Source organism: Salmonella sp. GDC200615, assembly GCF_050574145.1.
Lineage (GTDB): Bacteria > Pseudomonadota > Gammaproteobacteria > Enterobacterales > Enterobacteriaceae > Salmonella > Salmonella enterica.
In genome coordinates this window covers 3,763,507-3,782,590 of the sequence record NZ_CP192247.1, presented here as the reverse complement: position 1 = coordinate 3,782,590, position 19,084 = coordinate 3,763,507, and the positions used below count along the sequence as shown (strand labels likewise).

The window sequence follows — 19,084 nt, the reverse complement described above, 5'->3', positions numbered from 1 at the left end:
AAAAGATCTATGCAACATTTGGATATCGCTGAATTAGTTCGTTCCGCACTGGAAGTAAGTGGTTGCGATCCTTCACTCATCGGAGGAATAGATAGCCATTCAACAATTGTTCTGGATTTATTTGCATTGCCAAGTATCTGTATCAGCGTCAAGGACGATGATGTATGGATCTGGGCGCAATTGGGTGCTGACAGCATGGTGGTATTACAACAGCGGGCTTATGAAATCTTAATGACCATCATGGAAGGATGCCATTTTGCCCGCGGCGGGCAATTACTACTGGGGGAGCAGAATGGGGAGCTAACGCTTAAAGCCTTAGTGCATCCGGATTTTTTATCTGACGGTGAAAAGTTCTCTACTGCCTTGAATGGGTTTTACAACTATCTGGAAGTTTTTAGTCGGTCGCTAATGAGATGAAAACACCTCGTTTACTGCAATATCTGGCCTACCCACAAAAAATAACCGGCCCAATTATTGAGGCGGAATTGCGCGATGTGGCCATTGGCGAACTGTGTGAAATACGCCGTGGCTGGCACCAAAAACAGGTTGTTGCACGTGCGCAGGTGGTTGGCTTACAGCGGGAACGCACCGTGCTGAGCCTTATCGGCAATGCCCAGGGGCTGAGCCGCGATGTCGTGCTTTATCCCACTGGACGTGCGTTATCGGCGTGGGTGGGATACTCGGTATTAGGCGCGGTGTTGGATCCGACAGGGAAAATCGTTGAGCGTTTTACCCCTGAAGTGGCGCCGATTAGCGAAGAACGCGTTATTGATGTCGCACCGCCGTCTTACGCTTCACGCGTTGGCGTCCGTGAACCGCTGATTACCGGTGTGCGCGCGATTGACGGGTTATTGACCTGTGGCGTAGGCCAGCGAATGGGCATTTTTGCCTCCGCAGGATGCGGTAAGACCATGCTGATGCATATGCTGATCGAGCAAACGGAGGCGGATGTCTTTGTTATCGGTCTTATCGGTGAACGAGGCCGTGAGGTCACTGAATTCGTGGATATGTTGCGCGCTTCGCATAAGAAAGAAAAATGCGTGCTGGTTTTTGCCACTTCCGATTTCCCCTCGGTCGATCGCTGCAATGCGGCGCAACTGGCGACAACCGTAGCGGAGTATTTTCGCGACCAGGGAAAACGGGTCGTGCTTTTTATCGATTCCATGACCCGTTATGCGCGTGCTTTGCGAGACGTGGCACTGGCGTCGGGAGAGCGTCCGGCCCGTCGAGGTTATCCCGCCTCCGTATTCGATAATTTGCCCCGCTTGCTGGAACGCCCAGGGGCGACCAGCGAGGGAAGCATTACTGCCTTTTATACGGTACTGCTGGAAAGCGAGGAAGAGGCGGACCCGATGGCGGATGAAATTCGCTCTATCCTTGACGGTCACCTGTATCTGAGCAGAAAGCTGGCCGGGCAGGGACATTACCCGGCAATCGATGTACTGAAAAGCGTAAGCCGCGTTTTTGGACAAGTCACGACGCCGACACATGCTGAACAGGCATCTGCCGTGCGTAAATTAATGACGCGTTTGGAAGAGCTCCAGCTTTTCATTGACTTGGGAGAATATCGTCCTGGCGAAAATATCGATAACGATCGGGCGATGCAGATGCGGGATAGCCTGAAAGCCTGGTTATGCCAGCCGGTAGCGCAGTATTCATCCTTTGATGACACGTTGAGCGGTATGAATGCATTCGCTGACCAGAATTAAAGTATTGCAGCGGCGCTGTACGGTATTTCATTCACAGTGTGAGTCGATATTACTTCGCTATCAGGATGAGGACCGCGGGCTGCAGGCCGAGGAGGAGGCGATCCTTGAACAAATAGCGGGTCTGAAATTGTTATTAGATACGCTGCGTGCAGAAAACAGACAGCTCAGTCGTGAGGAAATTTATACGTTATTACGTAAGCAGTCTATTGTTCGCCGGCAGATAAAAGGTTTAGAACTCCAGATTATACAAATTCAGGAAAAACGGAGCGAGCTGGAAAAAAAAAGGGAAGAGTTTCAGAAAAAAAGTAAATATTGGTTGCGCAAAGAAGGGAACTATCAACGCTGGATAATCCGTCAGAAAAGATTCTATATCCAGCGAGAGATACAGCAGGAAGAGGCCGAGTCAGAGGAGATAATTTAATGGGCGATGTGTCAGCTGTCAGTTCATCCGGGAACATTTTACTGCCGCAGCAGGATGAGGTTGGCGGTTTATCAGAAGCATTAAAAAAAGCGGTGGAAAAACATAAGACAGAATATTCCGGTGATAAAAAAGATCGCGACTATGGCGATGCTTTCGTAATGCATAAAGAAACGGCTTTACCGGTATTACTGGCGGCATGGCGACATGGCGCGCCAGCGAAATCAGAACATCACAATGGCAACGTTTCTGGTCTGCATCATAACGGAAAAGGCGAACTCAGGATTGCTGAAAAACTGTTGAAAGTCACTGCTGAAAAATCTGTCGGTTTGATTTCTGCGGAGGCCAAAGTAGATAAATCCGCAGCGTTGCTATCGTCTAAAAATAGGCCGTTAGAAAGCGTAAGCGGTAAAAAATTATCTGCTGATTTAAAAGCCGTGGAGTCCGTTAGTGAAGTAGCCGATAACGCCACGGGAATCTCTGACGATAATATCAAAGCATTGCCTGGGGATAATAAAGCCATCGCGGGCGAAGGCGTTCGTAAAGAGGGCGCGCCGCTGGCGCGGGATGTCGCACCTGCCCGAATGGCCGCAGCCAATACCGGTAAGCCTGACGATAAAGATCATAAAAAGGTTAAAGATGTTTCTCAGCTTCCGCTGCAACCAACCACTATCGCCGATCTTAGCCAATTAACCGGCGGCGATGAAAAAATGCCTTTAGCGGCGCAATCAAAGCCGATGATGACTATTTTTCCGACTGCCGATGGCGTGAAAGGAGAGGATAGCTCGCTGACTTACCGTTTTCAGCGCTGGGGAAATGACTATTCCGTCAATATTCAGGCGCGGCAAGCAGGGGAGTTTTCGTTAATACCGTCAAATACGCAGGTTGAACATCGTTTGCATGATCAATGGCAAAACGGTAATCCCCAGCGCTGGCACCTGACGCGAGACGATCAACAAAATCCGCAGCAGCAACAGCACAGACAGCAATCTGGCGAGGAGGATGACGCCTGATGTCATTGCGTGTGAGACAGATTGATCGTCGCGAATGGCTATTGGCGCAAACCGCGACAGAATGCCAGCGCCATGGCCAGGAAGCTACGCTGGAATATCCGACGCGACAAGGAATGTGGGTTCGGTTGAGCGATGCAGAAAAACGGTGGTCGGCGTGGATTCAACCTGGGGACTGGCTTGAGCATGTCTCTCCCGCTCTGGCGGGGGCGGCGGTTTCTGCTGGCGCTGAGCACCTGGTCGTTCCCTGGCTTGCTGCGACAGAGCGACCGTTTGAGTTGCCCGTGCCGCATTTGTCCTGTCGGCGTTTATGCGTAGAGAACCCCGTGCCGGGAAGCGCGCTGCCGGAAGGGAAATTGTTGCACATTATGAGCGATCGGGGCGGCCTGTGGTTTGAATATCTTCCTGAACTGCCTGCAGTCGGGGGCGGCAGGCCGAAAATGCTGCGTTGGCCGTTGCGCTTTGTAATCGGTAGCAGTGATACGCAGCGTTCGTTGCTGGGCCGAATCGGGATCGGAGATGTACTCCTGATTCGTACTTCCCGTGCGGAAGTTTATTGCTACGCGAAAAAGTTAGGTCATTTCAACCGTGTTGAAGGGGGAATTATTGTGGAAACGTTAGATATTCAACATATCGAAGAAGAAAATAATACAACTGAAACTGCAGAAACTCTGCCTGGCTTGAATCAATTGCCCGTCAAACTGGAATTTGTTTTGTATCGTAAGAGCGTTACCCTCGCCGAACTCGAAGCCATGGGGCAGCAACAGCTATTATCACTGCCGACCAATGCTGAACTTAACGTTGAAATTATGGCGAATGGTGTTTTGCTGGGTAATGGCGAACTGGTACAGATGAATGACACCTTAGGCGTTGAGATCCATGAATGGCTGAGCGAGTCTGGTAATGGGGAATGATATCTCATTAATTGCCTTACTGGCATTTTCCACCCTGTTGCCATTTATTATTGCGTCAGGAACCTGTTTCGTTAAATTTTCTATTGTATTTGTCATGGTGCGTAACGCCCTGGGATTGCAGCAGATACCTTCAAATATGACGCTTAACGGCGTCGCATTGCTGCTTTCTATGTTTGTTATGTGGCCAATAATGCATGATGCCTACGTCTATTTTGAGGACGAAGATGTCACCTTTAATGATATTTCGTCATTAAGTAAACACGTTGATGAAGGTCTGGATGGTTATCGCGATTATCTGATCAAATATTCAGATCGCGAGTTAGTTCAGTTTTTTGAAAACGCGCAACTGAAGCGTCAGTATGGAGAAGAGACCGAGACGGTAAAGCGTGACAAAGATGAAATTGAAAAACCATCAATATTTGCGTTATTACCTGCTTATGCGCTGAGCGAAATAAAAAGCGCGTTTAAAATTGGTTTTTATCTCTATTTGCCCTTTGTTGTCGTCGACCTGGTGGTATCCAGCGTGCTACTGGCGCTGGGGATGATGATGATGAGTCCGGTGACGATATCTACACCTATTAAGTTGGTGCTTTTTGTCGCGCTTGATGGCTGGACCTTACTGTCTAAGGGATTGATATTACAGTATATGGACATTGCAACATGACATCATTACGAGACGGGATAGTTAAATGGATGATTTAGTGTTTGCAGGTAATAAGGCGCTCTATCTTGTTTTGATCCTGTCAGGGTGGCCGACGATTGTCGCAACGATTATCGGCCTCCTGGTAGGGTTATTCCAGACGGTAACGCAATTACAGGAACAGACGCTGCCTTTTGGCATTAAATTACTTGGCGTGTGTTTATGCTTGTTTTTACTGTCTGGCTGGTATGGCGAAGTTTTACTCTCTTACGGGCGTCAGGTGATATTCCTGGCGTTGGCTAAGGGGTAAAAAATGCTTTACGCGTTGTACTTTGAAATTCATCACCTGGTTGCGTCTGCGGCACTAGGGTTTGCTCGCGTAGCGCCGATTTTTTTCTTCCTGCCGTTTTTGAATAGCGGGGTATTAAGCGGCGCGCCGAGAAACGCCATTATCATCCTGGTGGCATTGGGAGTATGGCCGCATGCATTGAACGAGGCGCCGCCGTTTTTATCGGTGGCTATGATCCCGTTAGTTCTGCAAGAAGCGGCGGTAGGCGTCATGCTGGGCTGTCTGCTGTCATGGCCTTTTTGGGTTATGCATGCGCTGGGTTGTATTATCGATAACCAGCGAGGGGCAACGCTAAGTAGCAGTATCGATCCGGCAAACGGTATTGATACCTCGGAAATGGCTAATTTCCTGAATATGTTTGCCGCTGTCGTTTATTTACAAAACGGCGGTCTGGTCACGATGGTTGACGTGTTAAATAAAAGCTATCAGCTATGCGATCCGATGAACGAGTGCACGCCTTCATTACCGCCGCTATTAACGTTTATTAATCAGGTGGCTCAAAACGCCTTGGTTCTGGCCAGTCCGGTGGTATTAGTGCTGTTGCTGTCAGAAGTATTCCTGGGTTTATTGTCGCGCTTTGCTCCGCAAATGAACGCTTTTGCGATTTCACTGACGGTAAAAAGCGGTATTGCCGTTTTAATTATGCTGCTTTATTTCTCTCCGGTACTACCGGACAATGTACTGCGACTCTCTTTCCAGGCCACAGGGTTAAGCAGTTGGTTTTACGAGCGAGGGGCGACGCATGTCCTCGAATAAAACAGAAAAACCGACTAAAAAACGGCTGGAAGACTCCGCTAAAAAAGGCCAGTCATTTAAAAGTAAAGATCTCATTATCGCCTGCCTGACGCTGGGAGGAATTGCCTATCTGGTGTCGTATGGCTCATTTAATGAGTTTATGGGGATAATTAAGATCATTATTGCGGATAATTTTGATCAGAGCATGGCTGACTACAGTTTGGCCGTTTTTGGGATAGGGTTAAAATATCTGATTCCATTTATGCTGCTCTGCTTAGTGTGTTCCGCATTACCGGCGTTATTACAGGCCGGTTTTGTGCTGGCGACAGAAGCATTAAAGCCTAATTTATCGGCGTTAAACCCGGTAGAAGGGGCAAAAAAACTTTTTAGTATGCGCACGGTTAAAGATACGGTCAAAACCCTACTGTATCTCTCATCCTTTGTGGTGGCCGCCATCATTTGCTGGAAGAAATATAAGGTTGAAATCTTTTCTCAGCTAAATGGCAATATTGTAGGTATTGCCGTCATTTGGCGTGAACTTCTCCTCGCATTGGTATTAACTTGCCTTGCTTGCGCATTGATTGTCTTATTATTGGATGCTATTGCGGAATATTTCCTGACCATGAAAGATATGAAAATGGATAAGGAAGAAGTGAAGCGTGAAATGAAGGAGCAGGAAGGGAACCCAGAGGTTAAATCTAAAAGACGTGAAGTTCATATGGAAATTCTGTCTGAACAGGTGAAATCTGATATTGAAAACTCACGCCTGATTGTTGCCAACCCCACGCATATTACGATCGGGATTTATTTTAAACCCGAATTGATGCCGATTCCGATGATCTCGGTGTATGAAACGAATCAGCGCGCACTGGCCGTCCGCGCCTATGCGGAGAAGGTTGGCGTACCTGTGATCGTCGATATCAAACTGGCGCGCAGTCTTTTCAAAACCCATCGCCGTTATGATCTGGTGAGTCTGGAAGAAATTGATGAAGTTTTACGTCTTCTGGTTTGGCTGGAAGAGGTAGAAAACGCGGGCAAAGACGTTATTCAGCCACAAGAAAACGAGGTACGGCATTGAGCCGCGTAAAGCAGTAGCGATGTATTCATTGGGCGTTTTTTGAATGTTCACTAACCACCGTCGGGGTTTAATAACTGCATCAGATAAACGCAGTCGTTAAGTTCTACAAAGTCGGTGACAGATAACAGGAGTAAGTAATGGATTATCAAAATAATGTCAGCGAAGAACGTGTTGCGGAAATGATTTGGGATGCCGTTAGTGAAGGCGCCACGCTAAAAGACGTTCATGGGATCCCTCAAGATATGATGGACGGTTTATATGCTCATGCTTATGAGTTTTATAACCAGGGACGACTGGATGAAGCTGAGACATTCTTTCGTTTCTTATGCATTTATGATTTTTACAATCCCGATTACACCATGGGACTGGCGGCGGTATGCCAACTGAAAAAACAATTTCAGAAAGCATGTGACCTTTATGCAGTAGCGTTTACGTTACTTAAAAATGATTATCGCCCCGTTTTTTTTACCGGGCAGTGTCAATTATTAATGCGTAAGGCAGCAAAAGCCAGACAGTGTTTTGAACTTGTCAATGAACGTACTGAAGATGAGTCTCTGCGGGCAAAAGCGTTGGTCTATCTGGAGGCGCTAAAAACGGCGGAGACAGAGCAGCACAGTGAACAAGAAAAGGAATAATTATGGTAAATGACGCAAGTAGCATTAGCCGTAGCGGATATACCCAAAATCCGCGCCTCGCTGAGGCGGCTTTTGAAGGCGTTCGTAAGAACACGGACTTTTTAAAAGCGGCGGATAAAGCTTTTAAAGATGTGGTGGCAACGAAAGCGGGCGACCTTAAAGCCGGAACAAAGTCCGGCGAGAGCGCTATTAATACGGTGGGTCTGAAGCCGCCTACGGACGCCGCCCGGGAAAAACTCTCCAGCGAAGGGCAATTGACATTACTGCTTGGCAAGTTAATGACGCTACTGGGTGATGTTTCGCTGTCTCAACTGGAGTCTCGTCTGGCGGTATGGCAGGCGATGATTGAGTCACAAAAAGAGATGGGGATTCAGGTATCGAAAGAATTCCAGACGGCTCTGGGAGAGGCTCAGGAGGCGACGGATCTCTATGAAGCCAGTATCAAAAAGACGGATACCGCCAAGAGTGTTTATGACGCTGCGACCAAAAAACTGACGCAGGCGCAAAATAAATTGCAATCGCTGGACCCGGCTGACCCCGGCTATGCACAAGCTGAAGCCGCGGTAGAACAGGCCGGAAAAGAAGCGACAGAGGCGAAAGAGGCCTTAGATAAGGCCACGGATGCGACGGTTAAAGCAGGCACAGACGCCAAAGCGAAAGCCGAGAAAGCGGATAACATTCTGACCAAATTCCAGGGAACGGCTAATGCCGCCTCTCAGAATCAGGTTTCCCAGGGTGAGCAGGATAATCTGTCAAATGTCGCCCGCCTCACTATGCTCATGGCCATGTTTATTGAGATTGTGGGCAAAAATACGGAAGAAAGCCTGCAAAACGATCTTGCGCTTTTCAACGCCTTGCAGGAAGGGCGTCAGGCGGAGATGGAAAAGAAATCGGCTGAATTCCAGGAAGAGACGCGCAAAGCCGAGGAAACGAACCGCATTATGGGATGTATCGGGAAAGTCCTCGGCGCGCTGCTAACCATTGTCAGCGTTGTGGCCGCTGTTTTTACCGGTGGGGCGAGTCTGGCGCTGGCTGCGGTGGGACTTGCGGTAATGGTGGCCGATGAAATTGTGAAGGCGGCGACGGGGGTGTCGTTTATTCAGCAGGCGCTAAACCCGATTATGGAGCATGTGCTGAAGCCGTTAATGGAGCTGATTGGCAAGGCGATTACCAAAGCGCTGGAAGGATTAGGCGTCGATAAGAAAACGGCAGAGATGGCCGGCAGCATTGTTGGTGCGATTGTCGCCGCTATTGCCATGGTGGCGGTCATTGTGGTGGTCGCAGTTGTCGGGAAAGGCGCGGCGGCGAAACTGGGTAACGCGCTGAGCAAAATGATGGGCGAAACGATTAAGAAGTTGGTGCCTAACGTGCTGAAACAGTTGGCGCAAAACGGCAGCAAACTCTTTACCCAGGGGATGCAACGTATTACTAGCGGTCTGGGTAATGTAGGTAGCAAGATGGGCCTGCAAACGAATGCCTTAAGTAAAGAGCTGGTAGGTAATACCCTAAATAAAGTGGCGTTGGGCATGGAAGTCACGAATACCGCAGCCCAGTCAGCCGGTGGTGTTGCCGAGGGCGTATTTATTAAAAATGCCAGCGAGGCGCTTGCTGATTTTATGCTCGCCCGTTTTGCCATGGATCAGATTCAGCAGTGGCTTAAACAATCCGTAGAAATATTTGGTGAAAACCAGAAGGTAACGGCGGAACTGCAAAAAGCCATGTCTTCTGCGGTACAGCAAAATGCGGATGCTTCGCGTTTTATTCTGCGCCAGAGTCGCGCATAAAAACTGCCAAAATAAAGGGAGAAAAATATGTTAATTAGTAATGTGGGAATAAATCCCGCCGCTTATTTAAATAATCATTCTGTTGAGAATAGTTCACAGACAGCTTCGCAATCCGTTAGCGCTAAAGATATTCTGAATAGTATTGGTATTAGCAGCAGTAAAGTCAGTGACCTGGGGTTGAGTCCTACACTGAGCGCGCCTGCGCCAGGGGTATTAACGCAAACCCCCGGAACGATCACGTCCTTTTTAAAAGCCAGTATTCAAAATACCGACATGAATCAGGATTTGAATGCTCTGGCAAATAATGTCACGACTAAAGCGAATGAGGTTGTGCAAACCCAGTTACGCGAGCAGCAGGCAGAAGTCGGAAAGTTTTTTGATATTAGCGGAATGTCTTCCAGTGCCGTTGCGCTGTTGGCTGCCGCGAATACGTTAATGCTGACGTTGAACCAGGCTGATAGCAAACTGTCTGGTAAGTTGTCATTAGTCAGCTTTGATGCAGCTAAAACGACAGCAAGCTCCATGATGCGCGAAGGGATGAATGCGTTGTCCGGTAGTATTTCCCAGAGCGCGCTTCAGTTGGGGATCACTGGCGTGGGCGCCAAACTGGAATATAAGGGGCTGCAGAATGAAAGAGGCGCGCTTAAACATAATGCCGCGAAGATCGATAAACTGACCACTGAAAGCCACAGTATTAAAAACGTGCTGAACGGGCAGAATAGCGTCAAACTCGGTGCTGAAGGCGTCGATTCTCTGAAATCGTTAAATATGAAGAAAACCGGTACCGATGCGACAAAAAATCTTAATGATGCGACGCTTAAATCTAATGCCGGAACCAGCGCCACGGAAAGTCTGGGTATTAAAGACAGTAATAAACAAATCTCCCCTGAACATCAGGCTATTCTGTCGAAACGTCTTGAGTCTGTCGAATCCGATATTCGTCTTGAGCAGAATACCATGGATATGACCCGAATTGATGCGCGCAAGATGCAGATGACGGGCGATCTGATTATGAAGAACTCGGTCACGGTCGGTGGTATTGCAGGGGCGTCCGGGCAGTACGCCGCTACTCAGGAACGTTCCGAGCAGCAAATTAGCCAGGTGAATAACCGTGTTGCCAGCACCGCATCGGACGAAGCCCGTGAAAGTTCACGTAAATCGACCAGCCTGATTCAGGAAATGCTGAAAACAATGGAGAGCATTAACCAGTCGAAAGCATCCGCACTTGCTGCTATCGCAGGCAATATTCGCGCTTAATCTGAAAGGTCATCTATACGCCATCATGGGTGTGATTTAATCGCGCTCCTGATGGCGAACTGGGGATATTATGCTTAATATTCAAAATTATTCCGCTTCTCCTCATCCGGGGATCGTTGCCGAACGGCCGCAGACTCCCTCGGCGAGCGAGCACGTCGAGACTGCCGTGGTACCGTCTACCACAGAACATCGCGGTACAGATATCATTTCATTATCGCAGGCGGCTACTAAAATCCAGCAGGCACAGCAGACGCTGCAGTCAACGCCACCGATCTCTGAAGAGAATAATGACGAGCGCACGCTGGCGCGCCAGCAGTTGACCAGTAGCCTGAATGCGCTGGCGAAGTCTGGCGTGTCATTATCCGCAGAACAAAATGAGAACCTGCGGAGCGCGTTTTCTGCGCCGACGTCGGCCTTATTTAGCGCTTCGCCTATGGCGCAGCCGAGAACAACCATTTCTGATGCTGAGATTTGGGATATGGTTTCCCAAAATATATCGGCGATAGGTGACAGCTATCTGGGCGTTTATGAAAACGTTGTCGCAGTCTATACCGATTTTTATCAGGCCTTCAGTGATATTCTTTCCAAAATGGGAGGCTGGTTATTACCAGGTAAGGACGGTAATACCGTTAAGCTAGATGTTACCTCACTCAAAAATGATTTAAACAGTTTAGTCAATAAATATAATCAAATAAACAGTAATACCGTTTTATTTCCAGCTCAGTCAGGCAGCGGCGTTAAAGTAGCCACTGAAGCGGAAGCGAGACAGTGGCTCAGTGAATTGAATTTACCGAATAGCTGCCTGAAATCTTATGGATCCGGTTATGTCGTCACCGTTGATCTGACGCCATTACAAAAAATGGTTCAGGATATTGATGGTTTAGGCGCGCCGGGAAAAGACTCAAAACTCGAAATGGATAACGCCAAATATCAAGCCTGGCAGTCGGGTTTTAAAGCGCAGGAAGAAAATATGAAAACCACATTACAGACGCTGACGCAAAAATATAGCAATGCCAATTCATTGTACGACAACCTGGTAAAAGTGCTGAGCAGTACGATAAGTAGCAGCCTGGAAACCGCCAAAAGCTTCCTGCAAGGATAACAGAAGAGGATATTAATAATGGTTACAAGTGTAAGGACTCAGCCCCCCGTCATAATGCCAGGTATGCAGACCGAGATCAAAACGCAGGCCACGAATCTTGCGGCGAATCTTTCCGCAGTCAGAGAAAGTGCCACAACGACGCTGTCAGGGGAAATTAAAGGCCCGCAACTGGAAGATTTTCCCGCGCTGATCAAACAGGCGAGTCTGGATGCATTGTTTAAATGCGGGAAAGACGCTGAGGCGTTAAAAGAAGTTTTTACCAATTCAAATAATGTCGCCGGTAAGAAAGCGATAATGGAGTTTGCCGGGCTCTTTCGTTCAGCGCTCAACGCCACCAGTGATTCTCCTGAGGCGAAGACGCTACTGATGAAGGTGGGGGCAGAGTATACCGCGCAAATCATAAAAGATGGCCTGAAAGAAAAGTCAGCTTTTGGGCCATGGCTGCCAGAAACAAAGAAAGCGGAAGCGAAGCTGGAAAACCTGGAAAAGCAGCTGTTAGATATTATCAAAAATAACACTGGTGGTGAATTAAGTAAATTATCGACGAATCTTGTTATGCAGGAGGTGATGCCCTATATTGCCAGCTGCATTGAACATAACTTTGGCTGTACGTTAGATCCGTTAACCCGCAGCAATCTTACGCACCTTGTTGACAAAGCGGCGGCGAAGGCGGTTGAGGCGCTTGATATGTGCCACCAAAAATTAACGCAAGAGCAGGGTACCAGCGTAGGACGGGAAGCCCGGCACCTTGAAATGCAAACGTTGATACCCCTGCTGCTACGTAATGTTTTTGCAAAAATTCCTGCAGATAAACTGCCTGACCCTAAAATTCCGGAGCCTGCGGCTGGACCAGTACCTGATGGTGGGAAAAAAGCAGAACCTACGGGTATTAATATCAATATTAATATTGATAGCAGTAACCATAGCGTGGATAACAGTAAGCATATTAACAATAGCCGAAGCCATGTCGATAATAGCCAGCGCCATATCGATAATAGCAACCATGATAATAGCCGGAAGACGATTGATAATAGCCGAACATTTATTGATAACAGCCAACGCAATGGCGAGTCACACCATTCGACTAACAGCAGCAACGTAAGTCATAGTCATTCGCGTGTGGATTCGACTACGCATCAAACGGAGACGGCACACAGCGCCAGCACAGGGGCAATTGACCATGGCATCGCGGGTAAAATTGACGTCACGGCTCATGCGACGGCAGAGGCTGTGACCAACGCTTCATCCGAAAGTAAAGATGGAAAGGTGGTCACGTCAGAAAAGGGCACTACGGGTGAAACAACCTCTTTTGATGAAGTCGATGGCGTAACCAGCAAGAGCATTATCGGCAAGCCGGTACAGGCCACGGTGCACGGCGTTGATGATAATAAACAGCAAAGCCAGACGGCAGAGATTGTGAATGTGAAGCCGCTTGCCAGTCAACTGGCTGGCGTCGAGAATGTTAAAACCGATACCTTACAATCAGACACGACGGTAATTACAGGTAATAAAGCCGGTACGACCGATAATGATAATAGTCAGACAGATAAGACTGGCCCATTTTCTGGTTTGAAGTTTAAGCAAAATAGTTTCCTCTCAACAGTACCGAGCGTTACGAATATGCATTCAATGCATTTCGACGCCCGTGAGACGTTTTTGGGTGTGATACGTAAAGCCCTGGAGCCAGATACCTCCACACCGTTCCCTGTACGCAGAGCGTTTGACGGCTTGCGTGCGGAAATATTACCCAATGACACGATAAAGAGTGCAGCGTTGAAAGCGCAATGTAGCGATATTGACAAGCACCCAGAATTGAAAGCGAAAATGGAGACTCTCAAAGAGGTCATTACTCATCATCCACAAAAAGAAAAACTGGCTGAGATTGCACTGCAGTTTGCCAGAGAGGCGGGGCTGACCAGGCTAAAAGGGGAAACTGACTATGTGTTAAGTAATGTGCTGGACGGCCTTATCGGAGACGGTAGCTGGCGAGCTGGCCCGGCTTACGAGTCATACCTGAATAAACCTGGCGTGGATCGGGTTATTACTACCGTTGATGGCTTGCACATGCAGCGTTAATTAACCGGGAAAGATGCGATGAATATGGATATTGAAGCAAGAGTCAAAAAAGTGATCACCTCCTGTATTGCCGTTGATGTTGATAGTATCAATGGTCAGACCCATCTGGTTGAGGATCTTTACGCTGACTCATTGGATTTAATTGATATTGTATTTGGTCTTAGTGAGGAGTTTGACATTAGTTGCAATGAAAACGATCTTCCTGATATGACGACCTTTGCGGATATATGCCGTGTTGTTAAAAAAAGTCTTGAGTCCAGGGTGTAGTATTTTTCTCTCGCTTGACAACAATTGAATAAGATTAATTGTTATGAAAATCATCACACATGTAGTACCCGGTTCAGGTATGGCTGCAATATATGATGATATTGCTGACAGTTCGCGTTTTGTTATTAAAGGCAAGTTACGTCATGTTGAAAATGATCCGAAGGAGCTGCTGATATGTGTTCCGATGCGTAGTGAATGGCTATTCTACTGGATTAAAGGAGAGAAATATTGCGCCCGGCGATGGGCGCGAAAAAGTATCAAGACATTGTGTAACCAGATTAAATTTGAAGAAGCAATCTTATAAAAGATATAATTCAAGAGGAAAGTAAATTGCAAGCACACCAGGATATTATCGCTAATATTGGTGAGAAATTGGGTTTACCGCTCACTTTTGACGACAACAATCAGTGCTTATTATTACTCGATAGCGATATTTTTACGTCTATTGAAGCTAAAGATGATATCTGGTTATTGAACGGTATGATTATACCGTTATCGCCTGTTTGTGGCGATTCTATCTGGCGGCAGATTATGGTGATTAATGGTGAACTGGCTGCGAATAATGAAGGTACGTTATCGTATATTGATGCCGCAGAGACGTTGTTGCTTATACATGCAATTACCGATCTGACAAATACTTACCATATTATATCGCAGCTTGAGTCATTTGTGAATCAGCAGGAAGCGCTCAAAAACATACTGCAGGAATATGCTAAAGTATGAGGAGAGAAAATTGAATAATTTAACGTTGTCTTCGTTTTCAAAAGTTGGTGTGTCGAATGATGCCCGACTTTATATTGCTAAGGAAAATACTGATAAGGCATATGTTGCGCCTGAAAAATTTTCGTCAAAAGTATTAACCTGGCTTGGAAAAATGCCGTTATTTAAAAACACTGAAGTGGTGCAAAAACATACGGAAAATATCAGAGTACAGGACCAAAAGATTTTACAGACATTTCTCCATGCACTAACGGAAAAATATGGGGAAACAGCGGTTAATGACGCACTGTTAATGTCCCGTATAAATATGAACAAACCCCTTACCCAACGTTTAGCAGTGCAGATCACGGAGTGTGTAAAAGCTGCTGACGAAGGGTTTATAAACCTTATTAAGAGCAAGGATAATGTTGGTGTCAGGAATGCCGCTTTAGTCATAAAAGGCGGCGATACAAAAGTGGCAGAAAAAAATAACGATGTTGGAGCAGAAAGTAAGCAACCTTTACTCGATATCGCGCTAAAGGGACTTAAAAGAACATTACCGCAACTGGAACAAATGGATGGAAATAGCCTGCGAGAAAACTTCCAGGAGATGGCTTCAGGTAACGGCCCGCTGCGTTCATTAATGACGAATTTACAGAATTTAAATAAAATTCCAGAGGCTAAACAACTTAATGATTATGTTACAACGTTAACAAATATTCAGGTCGGTGTAGCCCGGTTCTCACAATGGGGAACCTGTGGAGGAGAGGTTGAGAGGTGGGTTGATAAAGCCTCTACTCATGAATTAACCCAGGCTGTAAAAAAAATTCACGTTATTGCTAAAGAACTGAAAAATGTTACAGCTGAACTTGAGAAAATAGAAGCCGGCGCGCCAATGCCACAGACGATGAGCGGACCGACACTGGGCCTGGCACGGTTTGCGGTCAGCAGCATTCCAATTAATCAGCAAACCCAGGTGAAACTGAGCGATGGAATGCCTGTGCCAGTGAATACGTTAACTTTTGACGGTAAGCCTGTGGCATTAGCCGGTTCGTACCCAAAAAATACGCCGGATGCGCTGGCAGCGCATATGAAAATGCTTCTTGAAAAAGAATGCTCATGCCTGGTGGTGTTAACGTCGGAAGATCAGATGCAGGCAAAACAATTACCACCCTATTTCAGAGGGAGCTACACCTTTGGCGAGGTGCATACCAACAGCCAAAAAGTGAGCTCAGCCAGTCAGGGAGAAGCGATAGACCAATACAATATGCAACTGTCCTGCGGGGAAAAGCGGTATACAATCCCGGTATTGCATGTGAAAAATTGGCCAGATCACCAGCCGTTACCGTCTACGGATCAGTTAGAATACCTGGCGGATAGGGTGAAAAATAGTAACCAAAATGGCGCGCCGGGGCGTAGTTCATCAGATAAGCATTTACCGATGATTCATTGTCTGGGCGGAGTGGGGAGAACCGGAACGATGGCGGCGGCCCTTGTACTTAAGGATAATCCTCATAGTAATCTGGAGCAGGTACGTGCAGATTTCCGGAATTCACGGAACAATAGAATGCTGGAAGACGCCTCACAGTTTGTACAACTAAAAGCAATGCAAGCCCAGTTGCTTATGACGACGGCACGCTGATAAAAACATAGCTTACTTTTAGAACTATCTGAAAGTAAGCTATTTCTGTATAATTATTTGTTTGACGCGATAGAAAGTCTTTTGTTTTTCTCTTCTGCTGACATTCCTTTTAATTTTCTGTAATTCTCCCAAATTTTTTTAGCATAACGTTTCCTTATATCCGATCGTTTCGGCGACGTCCCGGCATTATAAGCGCCAACGGCCTCCCAGCTATAACCGTAGATTTTCATCATATCTGATAAAATGGAAGCGCCCACAATGACAGAAATGCAGGGGTCCTGTAACAACTGTTTTTCACTAATCCCCATTTTTTTCAGCCTTTTCATATGGAAGCTGTTAATTTGCATCAGGCCAAGATCGGTTGAACCATCTCGGTTATGACCAATGGCGCCAGGTTTCATCGCCGATTCCTGCTGGGCGATAGCGTAAAGTAGTTCGGATTCAATATTGAACATTTTTTCAGCCTGAAGCCAGCAATCAGCCCATGCCGTATTTATGCTAAGCAACCAGATTACGATGATAAAAAAATAATGCATATCTCCTCTCTCAGATTTTACCGTAATTTAATCAAGCGGGGATCCTGTTTCCATCTTTTGAACCAAATATTGTCTTCGTTTTTAAATTTATTCCACATTTTCTCGGCAATAGCTTCGCCGTGGGCAACCAGCACTAACGGTAATAATCCCGGATTATTATCTATACGCTGTTCACTTTCCAGAAATTCTCTTATCGTCGGTAAGGCACGCTCACTATTCTGACAATATTCAGCGTAAAGAAGATTAACAGCAATAAGTCCTGTTATTTCCTGCGTGGATATTTCTTTAGTTAATTTTCGTGCCAGTTCATGTTTACCTTTAAGCGAAAGAAACATAACCTGCATACTTAATAATATTGGATTATCCTGCAGGTGTTGTGAGCGTAATTCATCGCCTAAACGTATAGCATCATCAATACCGGTATGATAATAGGTAATCCACAGCTTAGTGATCCCTGCGGCTGCGCGCGTTGGGTCCAATTTTAAACACTCGTTAATCGTTTGTAAGGCCTCCTCCAACTGACCAGCCATGAAAAGATTCCAGCCATAATAATATTTAATATCTGCAGAAATGGGCGAAAGTAAGTTAGCTTGTTTGAATAGCAAACTCCCGACGATGTATTCTGAGTGAATCGTATTAATTAGCCCCAGTAATCCTAAAGCTTGTGGATTATTGTGGTCCAGCTCTGTCGCCTTAATCGCATGTTCTTTAGCTTTGATCATAGCGTTTTGTTTATCAAAAATCCCCATTTGCGCCATGCTGAGGTAGCATTCTGCCAGCGCACAGTAAGGCGCAATGCTGTTTGGCGACATGTTAACGCATTGAGTCAGCAATTTAAGCGCTTGCTGTAAGCTATAGGGGGTGTATTGATTTAACTCATGCTTACCGCGTAAGTAAACCATAGTACTGTCAATCGAATTTAGCTCGCTAATCTGCTTTGTGTCCCAGCGAAGTCCGGGAATACATCTGAGCAAAAGATTCGCAATTTTGTTTTGCAAGAGAGAAGCGGGTTGGTGTTCTATCAACTTAATGCTTTCCTGGTGCAGCAGGTGATAACCTTTAACCCGAACTATCTCAATCTGTACAATATTATCATTACCATCGGGTATCATCTGCCCGGAGATATAATAATCGGGGCGTAATTGATCCATGAGCTCAAGAATATCCTTAACACTGCGGCAGTTCTTCGTAATGGTCACCGGCAGCACGCTCAGGCCAAAGGGCGCATACTGCGATAATCCCTTCACGATAGAGTAATGCAGACTCTCGGATTGAACCTGATCCTGCATCTGAAAAGGAAGTATCGCCAATGTATGAGTCGTAGGTTGCGGCGCTGGCGGAGACACCACTACGACCGGACGATTAAACCGATAGCCCTGTCCGTACAGTGTTTCAATGTAACGATGCTCTTTATCTTCCGACAGAATACGTCGTAAGGCATAAATACAGCGGGTAAGAGATTCTTCGTTAACTTCCGCGTCGCCCCATACCTGGTCCAGTAAGGTGTTTTTACTCACAATCTCGCCGGCGGCTTCGAGCAGGATGACCAGAACGGCATATTCTTTTGGCGGAATATTGACTTTCTTTTCTGAGCGTAGCAGGGAGCCGTCCATGTTGAGTATGAAATCATCAAAGACGAATTTTTTATTCGATACAGGAACAGGATTAAAATGTGGCATGATAATAGTGTATTCTCTTACAGGGTGAAAAGTTATAATAACTAATACAAGTCGTTAGGATAGAATCTACTGTTTCAGTAATTCTGCTGTTAGTACTAACGGTCAGGTTGAGCTTTTATTATGAGCTTAATGTCATATTCTACGGGCTCGGGTTTATATGTTTTTAACATTTGATTATTTAGCTTATGCCTGTGCTTTAAATAACTGACATGTTGGTAATAATATTGTTATAACTAACCGTGACTATCGAATGGACGCTGCCGTATATCCTGGTGCAGAGAGAGTCAGCGCCTGGCATCTAAATATTTACATATTTAACTTGGCCTCATTGCAATAGAGATTAGTTTTGTAGCTATCTTACTGCATTTTTTTGGGGTGTAAATGCTGCTTATTATATCTTCATGGTTAATGGTCTGATAATTACACCATCAGAACCATTTTTCTCGAAGATTTCCACTAAATGACCATTCGTTGAAAGTTTAAGAGTGTAATTTGTCTTAGGTTCCAAAATATAAATGAAAGACTGTTTTTAATGGTGCGCTTATTTTTATATT

20 protein-coding genes are annotated in these 19,084 nt (G+C 46.2%); 18 read left to right on the top strand and 2 right to left on the bottom strand.

The window, feature by feature from the left end:
* Nucleotides 1-9 precede the first annotated feature (9 nt).
* The 18 genes from spaK to sptP all read left to right on the top strand — a co-directional run bounded on the left by spaK (nt 10) and on the right by sptP (nt 16,315).
* Nucleotides 10-417, top strand: a complete 408-nt coding sequence (gene spaK / locus ACQ29O_RS18325; RefSeq protein ID WP_001164066.1) for an SPI-1 type III secretion system chaperone SpaK — start codon at nt 10-12, stop codon at nt 415-417.
* Nucleotides 414-1,709: a SctN family type III secretion system ATPase InvC gene (gene invC, locus ACQ29O_RS18320; protein ID WP_000856766.1), complete on the top strand. Its 1,296-nt coding sequence runs from the start codon at nt 414-416 to the stop codon at nt 1,707-1,709. The genes spaK and invC overlap by 4 nt, the downstream gene beginning before the upstream one ends.
* A complete protein-coding gene (gene spaM, locus ACQ29O_RS18315; protein ID WP_001746493.1) occupies nt 1,687-2,130 on the top strand; it encodes an SPI-1 type III secretion system protein SpaM in 444 nt (147 codons plus the stop codon). Before invC ends, spaM begins: the two co-directional genes overlap by 23 nt.
* Nucleotides 2,130-3,140, top strand: coding sequence for an SPI-1 type III secretion system protein SpaN (gene spaN / locus ACQ29O_RS18310; RefSeq protein WP_000503106.1), 1,011 nt, complete (start codon nt 2,130-2,132; stop codon nt 3,138-3,140). Before spaM ends, spaN begins: the two co-directional genes overlap by 1 nt.
* Complete coding sequence (gene spaO, locus ACQ29O_RS18305) at nt 3,140-4,051, top strand: SPI-1 type III secretion system protein SpaO (protein ID WP_000058732.1); 912 nt, start codon at nt 3,140-3,142, stop codon at nt 4,049-4,051. The genes spaN and spaO overlap by 1 nt, the downstream gene beginning before the upstream one ends.
* Nucleotides 4,041-4,715, top strand: a complete 675-nt coding sequence (gene spaP, locus ACQ29O_RS18300) for an SPI-1 type III secretion system export apparatus protein SpaP (RefSeq protein WP_000526016.1) — start codon at nt 4,041-4,043, stop codon at nt 4,713-4,715. Before spaO ends, spaP begins: the two co-directional genes overlap by 11 nt.
* Nucleotides 4,716-4,740: 25 nt before the next feature.
* Nucleotides 4,741-5,001 carry an SPI-1 type III secretion system export apparatus protein SpaQ gene (spaQ, locus tag ACQ29O_RS18295; RefSeq protein ID WP_000342503.1) on the top strand — a complete coding sequence of 87 codons (261 nt, stop codon included), beginning with the start codon at nt 4,741-4,743 and terminating at the stop codon, nt 4,999-5,001.
* Between the two features lie 3 nt (nt 5,002-5,004).
* Complete coding sequence (gene spaR, locus ACQ29O_RS18290) at nt 5,005-5,796, top strand: SPI-1 type III secretion system export apparatus protein SpaR (RefSeq protein ID WP_000964940.1); 792 nt, start codon at nt 5,005-5,007, stop codon at nt 5,794-5,796.
* Nucleotides 5,783-6,853, top strand: coding sequence for an SPI-1 type III secretion system export apparatus protein SpaS (gene spaS / locus ACQ29O_RS18285; protein WP_000097719.1), 1,071 nt, complete (start codon nt 5,783-5,785; stop codon nt 6,851-6,853). Before spaR ends, spaS begins: the two co-directional genes overlap by 14 nt.
* A 137-nt stretch (nt 6,854-6,990) precedes the next feature.
* Nucleotides 6,991-7,488 (top strand): SycD/LcrH family type III secretion system chaperone SicA, encoded by a 498-nt coding sequence (gene sicA / locus ACQ29O_RS18280; RefSeq protein WP_000386309.1) that lies wholly within the window; start codon nt 6,991-6,993, stop codon nt 7,486-7,488.
* A 2-nt stretch (nt 7,489-7,490) separates the two neighbouring features.
* Complete coding sequence (gene sipB, locus ACQ29O_RS18275) at nt 7,491-9,272, top strand: SPI-1 type III secretion system needle tip complex protein SipB (RefSeq protein ID WP_000245788.1); 1,782 nt, start codon at nt 7,491-7,493, stop codon at nt 9,270-9,272.
* Nucleotides 9,273-9,299: 27 nt separating this feature from the next.
* A complete protein-coding gene (gene sipC, locus ACQ29O_RS18270; protein WP_000909019.1) occupies nt 9,300-10,529 on the top strand; it encodes an SPI-1 type III secretion system needle tip complex protein SipC in 1,230 nt (409 codons plus the stop codon).
* A gap of 70 nt (nt 10,530-10,599) precedes the next feature.
* A complete protein-coding gene (gene sipD, locus ACQ29O_RS18265) occupies nt 10,600-11,631 on the top strand; it encodes an SPI-1 type III secretion system needle tip complex protein SipD (RefSeq protein WP_000932249.1) in 1,032 nt (343 codons plus the stop codon).
* Nucleotides 11,632-11,649: 18 nt separating this feature from the next.
* Entirely contained in the window at nt 11,650-13,707 is a 2,058-nt protein-coding gene (gene sipA, locus ACQ29O_RS18260; RefSeq protein WP_020937155.1) for an SPI-1 type III secretion system effector SipA, read from the top strand.
* An 18-nt stretch (nt 13,708-13,725) separates the two neighbouring features.
* The gene (locus ACQ29O_RS18255; RefSeq protein ID WP_001055579.1) at nt 13,726-13,974 is read left to right on the top strand and encodes an acyl carrier protein; all 249 of its coding nucleotides are present in this window, start codon (nt 13,726-13,728) and stop codon (nt 13,972-13,974) included.
* A gap of 43 nt (nt 13,975-14,017) precedes the next feature.
* Nucleotides 14,018-14,278, top strand: coding sequence for a hypothetical protein (locus ACQ29O_RS18250; protein WP_000692254.1), 261 nt, complete (start codon nt 14,018-14,020; stop codon nt 14,276-14,278).
* A gap of 26 nt (nt 14,279-14,304) precedes the next feature.
* Nucleotides 14,305-14,697: a chaperone SicP gene (gene sicP, locus ACQ29O_RS18245; RefSeq protein ID WP_020937154.1), complete on the top strand. Its 393-nt coding sequence runs from the start codon at nt 14,305-14,307 to the stop codon at nt 14,695-14,697.
* The gene (gene sptP, locus ACQ29O_RS18240; RefSeq protein ID WP_000922298.1) at nt 14,684-16,315 is read left to right on the top strand and encodes an SPI-1 type III secretion system effector GTPase-activating protein SptP; all 1,632 of its coding nucleotides are present in this window, start codon (nt 14,684-14,686) and stop codon (nt 16,313-16,315) included. The genes sicP and sptP overlap by 14 nt, the downstream gene beginning before the upstream one ends.
* Nucleotides 16,316-16,368: 53 nt before the next feature.
* On the opposite strand, the gene iagB is transcribed toward sptP, so the two are convergent.
* A complete protein-coding gene (gene iagB / locus ACQ29O_RS18235; RefSeq protein ID WP_000558929.1) occupies nt 16,369-16,851 on the bottom strand; it encodes an SPI-1 type III secretion system invasion protein IagB in 483 nt (160 codons plus the stop codon).
* Nucleotides 16,852-16,868: 17 nt separating this feature from the next.
* Nucleotides 16,869-18,530, bottom strand: coding sequence for a transcriptional regulator HilA (gene hilA, locus ACQ29O_RS18230; protein ID WP_001120085.1), 1,662 nt, complete (start codon nt 18,528-18,530; stop codon nt 16,869-16,871).
* Nucleotides 18,531-19,084: the final 554 nt, after the last annotated feature.

Bases quoted from the DNA above. Each gene is read 5' to 3' on its own strand.
- spaS (WP_000097719.1), top strand. From the start codon at position 5,783: ATGTCCTCGAATAAAACAGAAAAACCGACTAAAAAACGGCTGGAAGAC.
- sipA (WP_020937155.1), top strand. From the start codon at position 11,650: ATGGTTACAAGTGTAAGGACTCAGCCCCCCGTCATAATGCCAGGTATG.
- spaR (WP_000964940.1), top strand. From the start codon at position 5,005: ATGCTTTACGCGTTGTACTTTGAAATTCATCACCTGGTTGCGTCTGCG.
- sptP (WP_000922298.1), top strand. From the start codon at position 14,684: ATGCTAAAGTATGAGGAGAGAAAATTGAATAATTTAACGTTGTCTTCG.
- spaQ (WP_000342503.1), top strand. From the start codon at position 4,741: ATGGATGATTTAGTGTTTGCAGGTAATAAGGCGCTCTATCTTGTTTTG.
- sipC (WP_000909019.1), top strand. From the start codon at position 9,300: ATGTTAATTAGTAATGTGGGAATAAATCCCGCCGCTTATTTAAATAAT.
- hilA (WP_001120085.1), bottom strand. From the start codon at position 18,530: ATGCCACATTTTAATCCTGTTCCTGTATCGAATAAAAAATTCGTCTTT.
- ACQ29O_RS18255 (WP_001055579.1), top strand. From the start codon at position 13,726: ATGAATATGGATATTGAAGCAAGAGTCAAAAAAGTGATCACCTCCTGT.
- spaP (WP_000526016.1), top strand. From the start codon at position 4,041: ATGGGGAATGATATCTCATTAATTGCCTTACTGGCATTTTCCACCCTG.
- sipD (WP_000932249.1), top strand. From the start codon at position 10,600: ATGCTTAATATTCAAAATTATTCCGCTTCTCCTCATCCGGGGATCGTT.
- spaN (WP_000503106.1), top strand. From the start codon at position 2,130: ATGGGCGATGTGTCAGCTGTCAGTTCATCCGGGAACATTTTACTGCCG.
- iagB (WP_000558929.1), bottom strand. From the start codon at position 16,851: ATGCATTATTTTTTTATCATCGTAATCTGGTTGCTTAGCATAAATACG.
- sicA (WP_000386309.1), top strand. From the start codon at position 6,991: ATGGATTATCAAAATAATGTCAGCGAAGAACGTGTTGCGGAAATGATT.
- spaO (WP_000058732.1), top strand. From the start codon at position 3,140: ATGTCATTGCGTGTGAGACAGATTGATCGTCGCGAATGGCTATTGGCG.
- spaM (WP_001746493.1), top strand. From the start codon at position 1,687: ATGCATTCGCTGACCAGAATTAAAGTATTGCAGCGGCGCTGTACGGTA.
- invC (WP_000856766.1), top strand. From the start codon at position 414: ATGAAAACACCTCGTTTACTGCAATATCTGGCCTACCCACAAAAAATA.
- sipB (WP_000245788.1), top strand. From the start codon at position 7,491: ATGGTAAATGACGCAAGTAGCATTAGCCGTAGCGGATATACCCAAAAT.
- spaK (WP_001164066.1), top strand. From the start codon at position 10: ATGCAACATTTGGATATCGCTGAATTAGTTCGTTCCGCACTGGAAGTA.
- ACQ29O_RS18250 (WP_000692254.1), top strand. From the start codon at position 14,018: ATGAAAATCATCACACATGTAGTACCCGGTTCAGGTATGGCTGCAATA.